The sequence below is a fragment of the Serratia sp. Nf2 genome (genome assembly GCF_003028435.1).
GTDB classification, from domain to species: Bacteria; Pseudomonadota; Gammaproteobacteria; order Enterobacterales; family Enterobacteriaceae; genus Serratia; species Serratia marcescens_L.
The window spans coordinates 45,355-60,653 of the sequence record NZ_PYTW01000009.1 but is presented as its reverse complement, the minus strand read 5'-3'; the positions used below and the strand labels follow the sequence as shown (position 1 = coordinate 60,653).

At 59.7% G+C, this 15,299-nt stretch carries 15 protein-coding genes; 5 read left to right on the top strand and 10 right to left on the bottom strand.

Translation table 11 applies throughout. From position 1 onward, the window contains the following. Nucleotides 1-43: 43 nt before the first annotated feature. The 9 genes from C9411_RS19020 to C9411_RS18980 form a co-directional block, all read right to left on the bottom strand. Nucleotides 44-709 (bottom strand): helix-turn-helix transcriptional regulator, encoded by a 666-nt coding sequence (locus C9411_RS19020; protein WP_107227686.1) that lies wholly within the window; start codon nt 707-709, stop codon nt 44-46. Beyond that, the gene (locus C9411_RS19015; RefSeq protein ID WP_107227685.1) at nt 706-2,109 is read right to left on the bottom strand and encodes an FKBP-type peptidyl-prolyl cis-trans isomerase N-terminal domain-containing protein; all 1,404 of its coding nucleotides are present in this window, start codon (nt 2,107-2,109) and stop codon (nt 706-708) included. The genes C9411_RS19020 and C9411_RS19015 overlap by 4 nt, the downstream gene beginning before the upstream one ends. Continuing rightward, nucleotides 2,106-2,528, bottom strand: a complete 423-nt coding sequence (locus tag C9411_RS19010) for a hypothetical protein (RefSeq protein ID WP_063989369.1) — start codon at nt 2,526-2,528, stop codon at nt 2,106-2,108. Before C9411_RS19010 ends, C9411_RS19015 begins: the two co-directional genes overlap by 4 nt. 24 nt (nt 2,529-2,552) lie before the next feature. Next, a complete protein-coding gene (locus tag C9411_RS19005; protein ID WP_063989368.1) occupies nt 2,553-3,107 on the bottom strand; it encodes a fimbrial protein in 555 nt (184 codons plus the stop codon). A 50-nt stretch (nt 3,108-3,157) separates the two neighbouring features. Further along, nucleotides 3,158-3,796, bottom strand: coding sequence for a fimbrial protein (locus tag C9411_RS19000; protein WP_107227684.1), 639 nt, complete (start codon nt 3,794-3,796; stop codon nt 3,158-3,160). 71 nt (nt 3,797-3,867) lie between these two features. Further along, the gene (locus C9411_RS18995; protein ID WP_048321394.1) at nt 3,868-4,632 is read right to left on the bottom strand and encodes a fimbria/pilus periplasmic chaperone; all 765 of its coding nucleotides are present in this window, start codon (nt 4,630-4,632) and stop codon (nt 3,868-3,870) included. Nucleotides 4,633-4,713: 81 nt separating this feature from the next. Next, a complete protein-coding gene (locus C9411_RS18990) occupies nt 4,714-7,248 on the bottom strand; it encodes an outer membrane usher protein (RefSeq protein WP_107227683.1) in 2,535 nt (844 codons plus the stop codon). Between the two features lie 46 nt (nt 7,249-7,294). Further along, on the bottom strand, nt 7,295-7,831 hold the full coding sequence (locus C9411_RS18985; protein WP_063989364.1) for a fimbrial protein: 537 nt from the start codon (nt 7,829-7,831) through the stop codon (nt 7,295-7,297). A 78-nt stretch (nt 7,832-7,909) separates the two neighbouring features. After that, entirely contained in the window at nt 7,910-8,431 is a 522-nt protein-coding gene (locus tag C9411_RS18980) for a fimbrial protein (protein WP_025302212.1), read from the bottom strand. Between the two features lie 665 nt (nt 8,432-9,096). Here C9411_RS18980 and C9411_RS18975 point away from each other — a divergent pair. The 3 genes from C9411_RS18975 to C9411_RS18965 all read left to right on the top strand — a co-directional run bounded on the left by C9411_RS18975 (nt 9,097) and on the right by C9411_RS18965 (nt 10,988). Continuing rightward, nucleotides 9,097-9,426 carry a hypothetical protein gene (locus C9411_RS18975; RefSeq protein ID WP_107227682.1) on the top strand — a complete coding sequence of 110 codons (330 nt, stop codon included), beginning with the start codon at nt 9,097-9,099 and terminating at the stop codon, nt 9,424-9,426. A 133-nt stretch (nt 9,427-9,559) separates the two neighbouring features. After that, a complete protein-coding gene (locus C9411_RS18970; protein WP_074181182.1) occupies nt 9,560-10,477 on the top strand; it encodes a fimbrial protein in 918 nt (305 codons plus the stop codon). 19 nt (nt 10,478-10,496) lie between these two features. Further along, nucleotides 10,497-10,988: a fimbrial protein gene (locus tag C9411_RS18965; protein WP_233221929.1), complete on the top strand. Its 492-nt coding sequence runs from the start codon at nt 10,497-10,499 to the stop codon at nt 10,986-10,988. Nucleotides 10,989-11,088: 100 nt separating this feature from the next. Here the strand turns inward: C9411_RS18965 and C9411_RS18960 are convergent, their stop codons facing one another. Then, nucleotides 11,089-12,294, bottom strand: a complete 1,206-nt coding sequence (locus tag C9411_RS18960) for a serine hydrolase (protein ID WP_107227680.1) — start codon at nt 12,292-12,294, stop codon at nt 11,089-11,091. A gap of 466 nt (nt 12,295-12,760) precedes the next feature. On the opposite strand from C9411_RS18960, the gene C9411_RS18955 reads away from it, so the two are divergent. Further along, nucleotides 12,761-14,128, top strand: coding sequence for a cystathionine beta-synthase (locus tag C9411_RS18955; protein WP_107227679.1), 1,368 nt, complete (start codon nt 12,761-12,763; stop codon nt 14,126-14,128). Between the two features lie 12 nt (nt 14,129-14,140). Further along, nucleotides 14,141-15,286, top strand: a complete 1,146-nt coding sequence (locus C9411_RS18950) for a PLP-dependent aspartate aminotransferase family protein (RefSeq protein ID WP_063989359.1) — start codon at nt 14,141-14,143, stop codon at nt 15,284-15,286. The last annotated feature ends 13 nt before the right edge of the window (nt 15,287-15,299 follow it).

Sequence of the window (15,299 nt, the reverse complement as noted above, 5' to 3'; positions counted from 1 at the left end):
AATCACTAAAGGCGCCGGCCGGTCCGATCTGGCCGGCGCCGTTTCAATGTCGCTCTTTCCCTGCCGCAACGCCCGGCTGAATGCCGGCTCGAGCCCCCACGGCGCCGGGGCGGGCGCTGTGCCGCAGCCAGCCGTAAAGTTCGGCATTACGCCGGAATCCCATCTTGCGCATAACGCTCATCTTGTGATTGCTGACGGTTTTCACGCTGATGTCCAGCATCCGTGCGATTTGCGTTACCCCCATCTCCCGCGTCATGCAGCGCATGATCTCCTGTTCGCGCAGCGTCAGGCCTCGGTGCTGGCATACGCAGTTCTTGCCACAACCCGGCCTGCTCGGCCATTTGCTGCGCCGCTCCAGCTCGGCACTCACCTGATACAATGCCGATACCAGCGGCGTATCGTGGTAGATGACGCCGGCCTCCAGCGCGCAGCGGGTGCCGACGGTGCGCTTATGCCGCCCCTCCGGCGTTCGCAACGAGAAATACAGCGTTTTACGCCCCGCGGCCTGCCTCTCAAAAAAGTGACAGAAACAACTTTGTACGCCGGGAGGAAAATAACAGAACACCAGATCGGCTTCGTGAACCTGCTGCGCATCCAGTAACAGCGTGCGCTTGCCGTAAGTGCTGAAGTGCAGCGCCAGGGCCTCCTGCCAACCGGCGCTGAAGTAGCGGTTTTCATCAAATAGCGCGATTTTTATCATGGTGTTCATCCCTGCCCTCCCGCCGTTCCGGCTTCCCGTTTAACCGCCTGGGCCCCCTTTGCCGGAGCCTGACTGTTGTCGATGCGTAATTCATAAATCATGGTGGCGTTGGGTGGCACTTTCGGCGGATAGCCGGTTTCGCCGTAGGCCAGCGCCGGCGGCACGACCATCGTCAGCGAACCGTGGTTGTGCAGATGGCCTATCGCTTCCCGGAACAGCGGCGGATACTCGGACAGCGGTTGCGACAGCACCTTGCCGCTCAGTTCCATATCCTGGATCACCGTGCCGTCGGTCAGCTTCTCTTTGACGACCACCTCGACCACCGCCGTTGGCGCCAGCGCGCCCTCCCCGGCGTAATCCACCCGATACCAAAAGCCCATCGCCGATTGTTTTACGCCCTTTTGTTGGCTGAACTGCGCCAGGTAATCTTCATCACGCCGCCGCTGCTCGTTAATGCGTTTCTCACGCGCGGCCACGGCGGCGGCATCCGCCTGGGCCATCAGCGCATTCAGTTCATCCGGCGGCAGCTGCAAACGCCCCGACACGCTATCGATGACACCCGCCAACAGGCTGTCGCGATCCACCGGTACGCCCCAACTTTGACGCTCCGTCACTACCCCCTGAATATCCCGCCCCAGCGCACTGCCCGCCGCATAGGACAAACGCTTGCGTTCATCCTTCAACTGTTCCGGCGTTATCTCCCATTGCAGCCGCTTATGCAGCGCCAACAGCGCTTCGCGCGCCTGCTGGGTCACTTTCTGCTCACCGGCCCGCTTCTGCTCGCTCGCCTCCAGTGCGGCGCGCAGAGCGTGCAGCGCCTCCTGGTGCTCGCGCTGGCGTTGTGCAAGCGTCTGCGCCGATGCCTGCGCGGCGGACTCCAGCTCGGTGACGCGCCGTTCAGCCTGCATCGCCGCCGCTTTGGTTTTGGCGGTTTCCTGGGTCGCCTGCCGCAGCAGCGCCTCGGCGCGCTGCGCATCGGCGCGCTGCGCATCGGGTGAGCCGCGCCAGGCGGCGCCCAACCCGGCGATCCACTGCTGCAGAGTTGATGAATCAGGCAACGTCGCGACAGATGGCGTCGCTTTCTCCGCCCGCAGCGCGGCGAGTTCCTGGCGCAACACCGTCAGTTCCATTCGCTGGCGCGCCAGCTGTTGGTCACGCGCCAATAATTCCTGGCTCAGCGTAAAAGCTTTGGCCGGTGAAGCCGGCGGGTGGGTATCCGACGGACGCTTTGCCGGCTCACGCTTTTTTTGCCCCGCCCCGCGATCGGCGGGCGCCACGTTTTCGCTCGCCGGCCCGGTGTTCTGCCGTTGATACTGCTCGGCAAACTGCAGCAGCGCCGGCACGCCGTCGTCCGCCTGCGCGGCGCCAGTGAACAGCAGAACCGCACAGCCCAGCAGGCGCAGCCTCATTTAACCTGCTCCCCGCGATCCGCCAAGCCGGTCAACACCGCCTGATTCACCCCGGCGCACAGATAGTTGACCTTGTAGCGATACAGCGCATCCACCGTCTCCTGCGTATCGCCGTTTACCCGGGCGCGCAGGTTGGCGTACTGCGAAGCACCGCTCATCAGGCTGTCGAAGGCCTGTTTATAGCGCTGATACTGTTTCTCGTCGATCGTGCGCAATGCGCCCAGCTGCTGCTGGCACTGCTGCAGCTGCTCGGCCTCACGCTGCTTGCGCAAAGCCTCTTCTGAGGGAGCTTGCACAGCCTGATTTTGGGGGTTCGCGGCGGGCTTGCCCGGTTTTTGGTTTTGACAGGCGGCGGCACTCAACGCCAACAGGCACAGCAGGCCCATGTGCAGGGCGCGAGTGAGGGGCTTTATCATCATTGCGTTTTTTGTCCTTGTAGACGCTTATTCGTATTCCAACGTAAAAGTGGCCACCGCGCTGAAGGTGCCGCGGCCGATGGACTTCGTTTGGATGGCCTCCGGCTCCCCCTGCACATAGGCTTGCAGCGTGAGCGTGGTGTTGCCGGCATTCAGGCGGAACTTATCGCTGGCGCGATTGAGCGGCAGCGCCTTGCCGCTGCTGTCCTCCAGCCCGATGCCGATCCCCGAGGCCAGGCTGCCGGCATCCAGCGCCAACAGGCCGGGCAGTTTGGCGTTCTCGGTGCCGGTAAATGTGATGGCCACCGTATTGCCCAGGCTGAGATCGCACTCGGTCAGGTGCAACGCGAAGGTTTGGCTATGGGTGCGGGTATTCAGATACAGGTATTTGTCGACGATGGTGCCGAAATCCAGTTGGATATCCTCATCTCCCGGCTGAATGACGCACGGCTCTGCCACCAGCGTACCGTGGAAGCGCATGTTTTCCGCCGCAGCCGCCGGCTGCGCCATCATGCCGGCCGCCATGGCCATGCCTGCCCCCAACAGCGCGCTCCGGCGCCGGTTCGTCTTTGTCGCGCGCATGACGCCACTCCCTTTGATTAGGCTTGCGCCGGTCCGACGCAAGCAGCGTATTAGTCGTAATAAAGGCGGAAATCGATCGCCGCACGGTAGGCACCGGCGCTCAGCGTCGCCGGGGTGCGCACCGGCGTCACCGTATACGTCAGGGTGTTTTGTCCCGGCGTTAACAAGATCGGTTTGTTACGCGCGCCGAGGCGCACCGGCAGGCCGCTGGCATCCGCCAACTGCAACCCCAAGCCGGTAACGCCGGCGACCCTGACCAAACCCGGCGCGTCGTCATCCGCCGGCGCGGCAAACGCCACCGACACCGCAGGCTGGCTGCCGCTCCAGGCCAGAACCCCGGTCCAGGCGTCGCGGTTGCTCGCCGGCGCCCGCAGACAGTCTTTCAGCGTCAGCTCAAACGCCACCGGCGTGCCGCGATCGCCCGGGCGCTGGAAGTGCGCCGTTCCTGTCTCCCCCAGCCACACTTCCTGACGAGCGGTGGTCATTTCCAGACTGCAGGCGCTTTCCGTCAACGCGCCGTAGACGTGGAGCGTGCCGTTCGCCCCCTCCACGTCCCAGTTGTCCACCGCGCGGGCCGGCGGCATCAGCATCAGCAGCGTGCCCGCCGTCAGCGGTACCATCAGCGCGGCCAACACCGTCAGGCCGATAGTGCGTCGCTGATGACGTTCATAGGCCTTTCCCAACAGCATGGGGATCTTTCGTTGCATGATTCGTTCACTCCGCTGTGTTCACTCTGTCTTCCCTGCCTGCGCGCGGCTCGTCATTTGGCGACCGGCACGACCTGGCAGGCATTGCCGGCGCAGCGGAAGTTCAACTGCGGCCGCCCACCGTAATCGTTGATGTATGCCAGCGACGGACCGTTGCCGAGGCTCGCGGCGGAGACGTTCAGCGGGGCGCTGGCCTTCGGCGCCACCATCAACGGTTCGAAGCCCGCCGCCCCTTTCCCGCCCTTACCGGCACTCGCCTCAACGATCGTCACGTAATACGGGGTCGGGTTGTTCACCACGTACTTGTCGCCCTGCCGGGTCAGCGTCAGCTGCTCCTGCCACGGCGCCGCGTTCTTCTTCGGGGCGAGCGCCGCCGGGCGATAAAACATTTTGATGCGCGTCTGCAGCGCTATCTGCAGCGTGTTCGGCTTATTGCTGCGCGGCGGGATCTCGCGGAGGTTGAAGTAATACAGCGTCTCCCGATCCTGCGGCAGCTGACGCGCCGCCGGCAGCGACTGGATCTTCACCTGGCTCGGTTTGCCCGGTTCCACCCGCTGCACCGGCGGCAGCACGGTGAAAGGGCTTTGGATCTTGTTGCCGCGATCGTCTTCGATCCATCCCTGTGCCAGATACGGCAACTGTTTGTTCTGGTTACTGATGTTAAGACTGACCGTTTTCAGGTCGCCGTCGAAAATCACGCGCGTGCGATCCAGCGCGATAGCCGCATGAGCGGGCAGGCTGACCGCGCCGATCGTCAACGCGGCGGCGAGCGGGCCCACAAGGAAAACGGTCTTTCTGGTCATAGTCAGATTCATCATGTCTTCACGGTTCCAGTCGGCCGGAAGCGGACGAGCCCGCCCCGGCGGTTTAGCGGCGGAGCGGGCTCCGCCGGGTGTATGTCAGTTGGCGTCAGCCGCCGGCTTGCTGCCGGCAAGAGGACGGCAAGGCAGCAGCAACGTGTTCATCAACATTTCGGCCGGCAGAGGCGCCGGCAGCTGAATTTCACACTGTGCCGCGCCATTCCAGTGCACGCTCATGCGCTCGCCGGGGTTGAGGCCGGACAGATAAACGCTGCCGCCATCATTGATGATGCCGGTCTCCTGTTTGCGGGCATTCAGCACCGTGGCGCCGAACGGCGGCTCGCTGCCGTCCGCCAGCTTGACGATCGCCATCGCCTTCTCGCCGGCGATCACCTCAAACTTGCGGTAGCCGATGGCCCCCTCGGTCAACGTGGCCTGCACCACGGAACGCGTCGCCTCGACGTTGTCGCTCAGGCTGTTGAGATCGATGCTGGCCTTGTTGCGGTAGTAGCTATTTACATCCGCCACCACTGCCTTGCCGTAACGGTTGGTCAGCACCGTACTGCCGTAGCCACGCACCGGTACACCGGCGACGCCTTCGGTATCGAGCAGCAAGCGCGTACCGCCCGGCGTATTGACGCGGTGCAGCACCGCCCCTTCCGCCGCCATCGTCAGGCCGCCCTGCGCGCCGATGCCAACGGCGCTGTAGCGGCCGGCCTGGTAGCTGGCGTTGGCGTTGATCTGCGCCATGTCGCCCTGATGGCTGTAATAACCGCTGGCCGTCGCTCCGCTGCGTGCGGCGCCTGCGCTGATCTGATAGTTGTTGTGTTCATCGACCCGGTTGTAATACCCGACCCGATGAGCGTTCTCTTCGCGATCGAGCGTCATGTTGTAACTGAGCGTGCCTGCACTGCCCCAGGGCAGCGACAGCGACAGATACATCCCGTCGTCGTTGCGCTCGTTGTATCGGTTGCGATAGGCCGACAGCGACACGCTGACGTTCTTGAAATCGCCAATGTCGAAGTAGCGCGATACCATCAGGTTGTAACGATCGTTCGGCGCCCGATCCCAGTAGGTTTGGTGGCTGTAGTTGAGATAGGTGCTCAGCCCCAGATCGCGGAACTGCTTGTTGAAGGTGATGGTGTACATCTCCTTGCTCTTGCCGCTGCGTCCCCCTTCGTAACGCGCATCCAGGTAGTCGCCCATGCTCATGAAATCTTCCTGGGAGAAGCGGTAACCGGCGAAGGTGACCTGGCTGTCGTATTCATCGAAGTTCTTCGAATAGCTCAGCCGGTACGAACCACCGGTCAGCGTGCCATCCTGCGGCAAACGCGCACGCGACTGCGTGGCATCGAACGACAGCGCCCCCAGCGCCATCAGATCGCGCCCGATCCCCAGCGACAGCGCGTTGTAATCGCCGCCGGCGATGCCCCCGCCGTACAGCGACCAGCCGTTGCTGATCCCCCAGGAAAACTCACCGGTGCCGAACATCGGCCCGCGCAGATGGTGCCCCCACTCCGATGGCTTGCCCGTCGCCAGCTTGTAACGCACCGTACCCGGCCGCGTCAGATAAGGGATGTTGGCGGTGTTCATCTTGAACTCCTGCACGCTGCCGTCTTGCTCTTCGACGCGCACGTCCAGCTCGCCGGAAACCGCATCGTTGATGTCCTGAATGCGGAACGGCCCCGCCGCCACCTGCGTTTCATACAGCACGCGCCCCTGCTGGCTGACCACCACCTTGGCGTTGGTTTTCGCCACGCCGGTCACTTCCGGCGCATAGCCGCGCAGGTTGGGCGGCAACATGCTGTCGTCGGATCGCAGACTGACGCCGGTAAAGCGCAGGCTGTCGAAAATGTCGGAGTTCAGGTAATCCTCACCCATCGTCAGCCGCGAACGCAGCGCCGGGATCGCCCGGTAGGCGTAATAGCGGCTCCAGTCGAACTGTTTGTCGGTCGGCTGAGAAGAGCCGGTCTGATGGTTGAGGTTGGCCTGCCAGTCGGCGCGCAGACGCCAGGCGCCCAGGTTGGCGCCGCCGGTGCCGTTGCCGCTCAGGCTGTAAGTGCTGCCGCCTTTCTGATGTTTTTGCGTTTGGGCGTTGACGTTATAGTCAAACAGCAGCCCAGGAATACCGTCATCCCAGCGCGATGGCGGGTCCCAGTTTTCCGAGCTGTATTCCAGATAGGCCTGAGGAATGTTCAGATACAGTGAAGAGCTGGCAAGATCGCCGCGGGCTTCCATCCCCGCCAGACTGGAGGCGTCAAGGCAACGGCCGCCGTGCGTCCAGTTCAGCGTGCTTAACAGTTTTTCTTTCAGCCCCAGTTGGTTGACCAATTCCGGCGAAAGACAGGCTTCGCTGCCTTTAGGATCGTTCTCGGGCGCCATAAACGTCACCGGTTGTTCCGGCAGATCGTTCTTATTGACGTGCACCACCATGGTATAAACGCCCGGCATGATGTAGCCGCTGCGCGTGAATTGGCTCAGATCGATATTTTTGCGATCGTTGATGTCCAATACGTCGGTATTGAATTGAATAACGTCGGCGGCATAGACCAACGCGATTGGATTTCCCAGAGAAAGGGCAACGCAAAGCCCCAAGGCTTGAAGACGAAATAACTTCCCTGCCGGTGAAAGCATAATAAAGTCCTTTCAATAACGAATTAACCGTCAGTACGAGAAAAAATCAAAAATAATCCAGCTTAAAACGCACTGTGGAAAAATACGCTCCCACCTTCAACGGCTGGTGATTCGGCATCAACGTCATGGAATAATTCAGCACTCGGTTCCCCGGTATTATTCCCTCCATCGGCAAAGGTTTCCCTGGAATAACCGTCGTGCCGCTGCTGTCTTTTATCTCCAATGCAACGCCGCGCGCATCGCCCTGTACGCCAAACAGAGCGCCTTCCGCATAACCATCAAACGTGACCTGAAAGAATTTCCAGTCAGGCTTGTTTTCCGGCCGTTCCAAAATGCAATTGACCAATTCGATACTGAAAGGTTTGGTCATCCCCTGGCCGTCACGAATGATCTGCCCGAGAGGAATAGTGTCCATATCGATCGTCTGATCGCGGCTGCCGGCAGCAATGGCGCAGGCAGTGTCGATAATGGCGCCGTGCATGTTGACTTTGCCCCACCCCTGCGCGGCGGAAATTGCATAGCCAGGCGCAAACGCCAACGACGCCAAAAGAACGGCACCCGCTCGATTCCTTGGTAAAAACATCGCGACATTCCTTTGACAGGGAGATTCACCAGGCATGCGGCGAACCCCATGCCTGGTTGATTAAGCCTTCGGGCTCACTTACTGATAAGCCAGGGTGAAATCGGCTACGGCAGTGAAATCGCCCGGAACGATGGCGGCGGAAGCGCCTTCGCCCTGCAGGTAGGCGGCGAAATGCAGGGTGTTGTTACCGGTGTTCAGGGTCTGCGCGGTAGTCGCTTCACCCAGTTTGATCGGCTGGCCATTGTAAGAGATGGCTACGCCGGCGCCGCTGGCAGTGCCCGCGATACCCAACAGATCCTTGTCGGTGGACGATGCTACGCCGCTGAAGGTGGTTTTAACGGTTTTCAGCGTGGTGATATCACACTGCTCCAGTTTGATTTCAAACGGACGCGGGTTGGATTTGCCGCCGTTTTTCAACGCCACGTTGGAAACCTGGCCCAGATCGACGGTCTGATCGATCGACTCGGGCGCAATAGAGCATGGCGCATCAATAATAGAGCCCGTGAAGGTGACCTTACCGTGTCCCTGATCGGCTGCCTGTGCAAAAGAACTTGCGCCAAATGCAATCACTGCAGCCATCATGATTTTGTTAAGTTTCATAGAACCTATATTCCTTATAAGAAAAAATGCATATTCCAATCAAGAAAAAGAGCGACAGGAAACCTGCTCGCGCTTATATATGCGCAGCCCTGATCCTTTAGCATCTTGCTGGTTGGTTAACTGCCAAAACCCAAAGACACCGACAATAAACATGTCGATAACGGCAAGTCCGCAGCGGCCCACCCATTAATGAATTCATCATGTAAAAATAAACGAAATCACAACAAGCAGAGGCCAATACTTTCTAATCCGTCCTTCTTGTTCGGCGATGAATATTCTGGCAAATGCCTCTCAGCAAAAAAAGGCTTTTTTTGATCAAGGCGAACATTCGCAATTTATTTCCTAATTGAAGTTAATTTACTGTTATTTTTAGGCTCATAGATCGTAAAAGATGCTTTTATAGAGCAATATCCTGTTTTTCTGTGATTCCCAAGTAATCAGATCGCAAAGTGGCGCTTTGTGAATATAATAAACCAAAATTTTAGGTTTCAGCGTGACGCCACCCCTGCCTTGGCATAGGCAAAAACGGGGCGGGCAACGCCTTTTTTTTCAATCCTGATAAATAGATAGGAATTTTCTTTGTTCGCGTTTTACCTCGTTGTTGGTAGGCAGCGAAAGTTTGTTTTTTCTTAGGAATACGGCAATCGGAATACAGAGGAAGTGCTATGGATGCGTTATCCCCGAAACAAAAGGAAATACGGCAATTGCAGCACGATCTGCTGCAAACATTATTCGCACAGTCGCCCCGTAAGTGCCCCGTCGCCGGGTTGCCGCCACCGCGGCAATGGCTATCGACGCGGCAACTGGCCAATGCCGTCAACGTCGGTGTTTACCGGGCTCGACGGCTGTTGTTGGATCTTGTCGCCCGACAAAAAGTGATTGTGACGGACGGCTCTATCAACAACTCGTTGAGGTGGTATCCCACCGCGTTGCTGAACGGTGATAACGACGGCATACCCAACAAAATTGCCCCCCACTCCCCTTTAACGAAATGAATATGGCCAACTGGCCTGATTGGCAATATTTCATTGCGGAGTAATGCCGCACACTATTTATATATATTGGGATATTATCGTGAGAAAAACAGCCCTGCTATTTTTACGTTGCTGCCTGGCATTATCTTTCTTCATGCTGATTGGCAACGCCAATGCGTTTACCTGCCGTACGTCCGATGGCGGACTGATTCCCCCTGGGGGCTCGACCACGCCGGTTGACGTCCGGGTACGCATCGGGCCACAGCTTTCTTATGGCAAAAACGAAATCGTCAACGTCAGCCAGGTCACCTGTAAAAACGACGTCGCGAGCTGGTATGACTATCTCAAAACCGACAGTCCGGCGCTGTCGATGAACAGTGCGATTTTTGGCGCCATCGGCAGCGGTACCACCATCAACGGCACCGATTACAACTCTCCGGTGCCATCAGGTATCAGCGTACTCAGCCTTACCGGGTTACAGACCCAGTCGGTCGCCATCCGGGTCTATATCGTGTTGAACCGTTTCCCAACGCCGGACATCAAGGTGAACAAAGGCGACGTCATCGGCCAAATCAACTTTATTCAGACCAACGATCAGCCGGGTTGCCCGCAGTGCGGCGTTTATCGCTGGCGCCTGATCGCCGACAATGACGCTTACTTCGTCACCACCAGTTGCACCATCAACAACGGCCAGCAGATTAACGTCGACTTCGGCCAGATCCGTCAGGACTTTCTGACTCAAAGCGCCAGCGATGCCCAGATAAAACAGGACAAGGCGCTCAGCTACCAATGCGACGACCAGAGCGCGACGCAGGATATTCTGATCCGCATGGTCAGCGACGCCAGCGGCTTCTCCAGCGATTTTATCAAGACCAGCAACCCTAACGTCGGCGTGGCGATGGTGTACAACGGCGCGGTGGTAAAGCCCAACAACGCCTTCAGAACGCGCATCGTCAACGGCTTGGGCAACGATACCGTGACCTTTGTGCCGGTGAAGAACAATGTCCCTTACACCAGCATCGCCACCGGCCCGCTGTCGGGTTCGGCCACGCTGATCTTCAGCGCACCTTGAGACGGGAGCCAAAATGAACATGACGAGAAAAACGCGCTGCGCTCTGCTGTGGGCGCTGAGTCTGATCAGCGCCGCCATTCAGGCCGCCGATCAGGGCACCAAGGTCAACATCACCGCCACCGTGGTGGCGCCTCCGCCTTGCGTGATCAACGACGGGCGCACCATCGATATCGACTTCGGCAAGGTCGGCATCAAGCGCATCGACGGCAATCGCTATATGCAACGCATCGATTACAGCATCAAATGCGAGTTTCTGGACAACAGCCGCCAGCTGAAAATGAAGATCATGGGCGGCGCGGCGGCCTTCGACGGCAGTGTGTTAACCAGCAGCGTCAATGGATTGGGCATCAAGCTGTTGGCCAACGGTAAGGCCTTCGCCATCAATACGCCGCTGAACATCGACTACGCCAATCCGCCGACGCTTGATGCGGTGCCGGTGAAGAACAGCGCCGTCACCCTGGCGGAAGGCGATTTCACCAGCGGCGCCACCATGCTGGTGGACTACTTTTAATCACCGCGTCCCAGATACTCGCGAAAAAAAAGCCGCAACGTCTCCGTTGCGGCTTGGTCGAGGATCGTGCGCCCGGGGCGCGCTCCTCACATCAGGGTATTCAGCCGAAGATCCCGCCGAACCACTGGCTCAACTTCATCATCACCATATCCCAGATGCGGCTGAAGAAGTTGCCCTCTTTCACCTCTTGCATCACCACCAGCGGGTGCTGCTCGATGGTCTTGCCGTCCAGCTGGAAATCGATGGTGCCGACCACCTGATTTTTCGCCAGCGGCGCTTCCAGCGTCGGCTGGGTCAGCTTGTAGCTGGCCTTCAGGTTTTTCATCTGCCCTTTCGGAATGGTGACCGAGGCGTCTTTCGCCACGCCAAGCGGCACTTCGCTGACGTCGCCGAACCACACTTTCTGCGTGACGAACGGTTTATCGGCCTTGATCGGCGTCGCGGTTTCATAAAAGCGGAAGCCCCAGGTCAGCAACTTTTCGCTTTCGCTGAAGCGCACGCGATCGCTCGGCGCGCCCAGCACCACCGAGATCAGGCGCATCGGGCCGTCGGTGGCGGACGCCACCAGGTTATGACCGGCGCCGCTGGTGTAACCGGTCTTGATACCGTCGACGTTCAGGTTACTGCTCCACAGCAGGCGGTTACGGTTAATCTGGCGGATCTTGTTAAAGGTGAACTCTTTTTCTTTATGCAGCGCGTATTCGTCCGGCACGTCGCGGATCAGCGCCTGGCTCAGCAGCGCCATGTCGCGCGCGGTGCTGTACTGCCCTTCCGCATCCAGGCCGTGCACCGTCAGGAAGTGGGTATTCTGCAGCCCCAGGGATTTGGCGTAGTTGTTCATCAGGCCGACGAACGAATCCTGGCTGCCCGCCACGTAGTCCGCCAACGCGATGCTGGCGTCGTTACCCGACTGGATCACGATGCCCTTATTCAGTTCCATCACCGGCACCTGATCGCCCGGCTTGATAAACATCAACGAAGAGCCGCGCAGCGCCGGGTTACCGGGCGCCCAGGCGTCTTTGCCGACGGTGACCATGTCTTCCGGCTTGATCTTGCCGGCCTTGATCGCCTGGCCGATCACGTAGCTGGACATGATCTTGGTCAGGCTGGCGGGATCGAGGCGAGTATCGGCATTACCTTCGGTCAGCACCTTGCCGCTGTTGTAATCCATCAGAATGAAGGCCTTGGCGTCTACCTGCGGCGGCGCCGGCGGTTCAGCCGCGTACACGGCCGGTGTGGCCAGCAACAGGATGCCTACGCTGAAGGTCAGTTTTTTCAGGGAAGTGGATAAGTTTTTTTTCATCATGACGTCGCCAGAGTGTCCATTCAAACCATTGAAATAGCGTTAACTTTTAAACATGTTCACGTTTTAAGCCAACCAGCGAGAGTGGCCCGGTGCGCGCGTGCCAGCCGCAACCCCCTGCGGCGCCCGTAACGAGTAACGAAGCGCACCGAAAATGCCCTTGCTGTGAGTTTATGTGATTTATCTTATTTTTGCAGGGTTTAGCGTGAATTTTCAGCATTTTTACATAACTGTACGCAGGCCCCCGCTTATCGTTCAAAAAATCATCGCGGTGCGCACTTTTACACCCACCCACGGCTACACGGCCAAGCATCTGCACCGCTAAACATCTGCGCTTCCATACGTCCAAAAAAGATTAATATATTCCATAATGGCATATAGAACCGTTATTTGTTCTTTTTAAAGCGCTTATCCTCAGCGCTATCATCCATATAACGACCTTTATACCGAATAATCCTGGAGATGAGTCATGGCGATCCCCCATTCCGTCATCGAGATGATTGGCAATACCCCGATGCTGGAACTGACCCAGTTCGATACCGGCCCGTGCCGGCTGTTCGTCAAGCTGGAAAATCAAAACCCCGGCGGTTCGATCAAAGACCGCGTGGCGCTGTCGATGATCGAACAGGCCGAGCGCGACGGCAAACTGCAGCCGGGCGGCACCATCATCGAAGCCACCGCCGGCAATACCGGCCTGGGGCTGGCGCTGGTGGCGGCGCTGAAAGGCTATAAGCTGCTGCTGGTGGTGCCGGACAAGATGAGCCGCGAGAAGATCTTCCACCTGCGCGCGCTGGGCGTGGAAGTGCAGCTGACCCGCTCGGACGTCGGCAAGGGGCATCCGGCTTACTATCAGGATTACGCCAAACGCCTGGCCGGGGAGATCCCCGGCGCTTTTTATATCGATCAGTTCAACAACCCGGCCAACCCGGCGGCCCATACCACCACCACCGCCCCCGAACTGTGGCGGCAAATGGAGCATGACGTGGACGCTATCGTGGTTGGCGTCGGCTCCGGCGGCACGCTGGGCGGGCTGAGCCGCTATTTCGCCGACGTTTCGCCGCAGACGGAATTCGTGCTGGCCGACCCTGCGGGTTCAATACTGGCGGACTATCTCGACAACGGCCGCATCGGCGAAGCGGGCAGTTGGCTGGTGGAAGGCATCGGCGAAGACTTCGTCCCGCCGCTCAGCGACTTTGACCAGGTTCGCCACGCTTACCGAATCGGCGACGCAGAAGCCTTCACCACCGCGCGCGATTTGCTGCGCAAGGAAGGCGTGCTGGCGGGATCGTCCACCGGCACCCTGCTGGCCGCCGCATTGCGTTACTGCCGCGCACAGACCGAACCCAAACGAGTGGTGACCTTCGTCTGCGACAGCGGCAACAAATACCTGTCTAAAATGTATAACGACCACTGGATGCTGGAACAGGGCCTGCTGAGCAAGCCGCAGCACGGCGATCTGCGCGATCTGATCGCCTACCGCCACGACGAAGGCGCCGCCGTCTCCGCCGCGCCGGACGACACGTTGGCGATCGTGCACGCCCGCATGCGGCTGTACGACATCTCGCAGTTGCCGGTGCTGGAAGGCGATCGGGTGGTCGGCCTGATCGATGAGTGGGATCTGCTGAACGCCGTCCAGGCCGACGCCGCCCACTTCAGCCTGCCGGCCGGCAGCGCAATGACCAAGCGGGTCCATACGCTGCAAAAAGAAGCCGGCTACGAAGAATTGCAGGCCACCTTCAACCATGGCCACGTCGCGGTGGTGCTCGACGGCGAGCGCTTCCTCGGCCTGATTACCCGCACAGACGTGCTTAACGCCTGGCGCCAAAAATTACGTTAATAAGGACCCATTATGGCCAAGTTTGATACGTTGACCGTTCACGCCGGTTACACCCCGGACGCCACCGGCGCCGTGATGCCGGCGATTTACGCCACCTCCACCTACGCCCAACCGGCGCCGGGCGAGCATACCGGCTACGAGTACTCCCGCAGCGCCAACCCGACGCGCACCGCGCTGGAAAGTGCCATCGCCGAACTGGAAGGCGGCAGCCGCGGCTACGCCTTCGCCTCCGGCCTGGCGGCCTGCTCCACGGTGCTGGAGCTGCTCGATAAAGACAGCCACCTGATCGCGGTGGACGACCTGTACGGCGGCACCTATCGCCTGCTGGAAAAGGTGCGCAGCCGCACCGCCGGCCTGCGCGTCACCTATGTGTCACCGGCGGATCTCGCCGGACTGGAACAGGCGATCGAGCCGGACACCAAAATGATCTGGGTGGAAACCCCGACCAACCCCTTGTTGAAGCTGGCGGATCTGAGCGCCATCGCCGCGATCGCCAAAAAGCATGGGCTTATCAGCGTGGCGGACAACACCTTCGCTTCGCCGTATCTGCAGCGTCCGCTGGATCTGGGCTTTGACGTGGTGGTGCACTCCGCCACCAAATACCTCAATGGCCACTCCGACGTGGTGGCCGGCGTCGCGGCGGTGGGGGATAACCCGGCGCTGGCGGAACAGCTCGGTTTCCTGCAAAACGCGGTCGGCGGCATTCTCGATCCGTTCAGCAGCTTCCTGACGCTGCGCGGCATCCGCACCCTGGCCCTGCGCATGCAGCGCCACAGCGACAGCGCACTGCGCATCGCCCAGTGGCTGGAGAGCCAGCCGCAGGTGGAAAACGTCTATTATCCCGGCCTGCCGAGCCACCCGCAGCACGCGCTGGCGGCGCGCCAGATGACGCGCTTCGGCGGCATGATCTCGGTGCGGCTGAAAGGCGACGACGCCTATGCGCGCCGGGTCATCCAGCGCTCGCGCCTGTTCACCCTGGCGGAAAGCCTGGGCGGCGTGGAAAGCCTGATCAGCCAGCCGTTCAGCATGACGCACGCCTCCATTCCGCTGGAACAGCGCCTGGCAACCGGCATCACGCCGCAGCTGGTTCGCCTGTCGGTGGGGATTGAGGATGTGGAAGATCTGATCGCCGATCTGCAGCAGGCGCTGGCGGAATAATCGCCCGAATCAA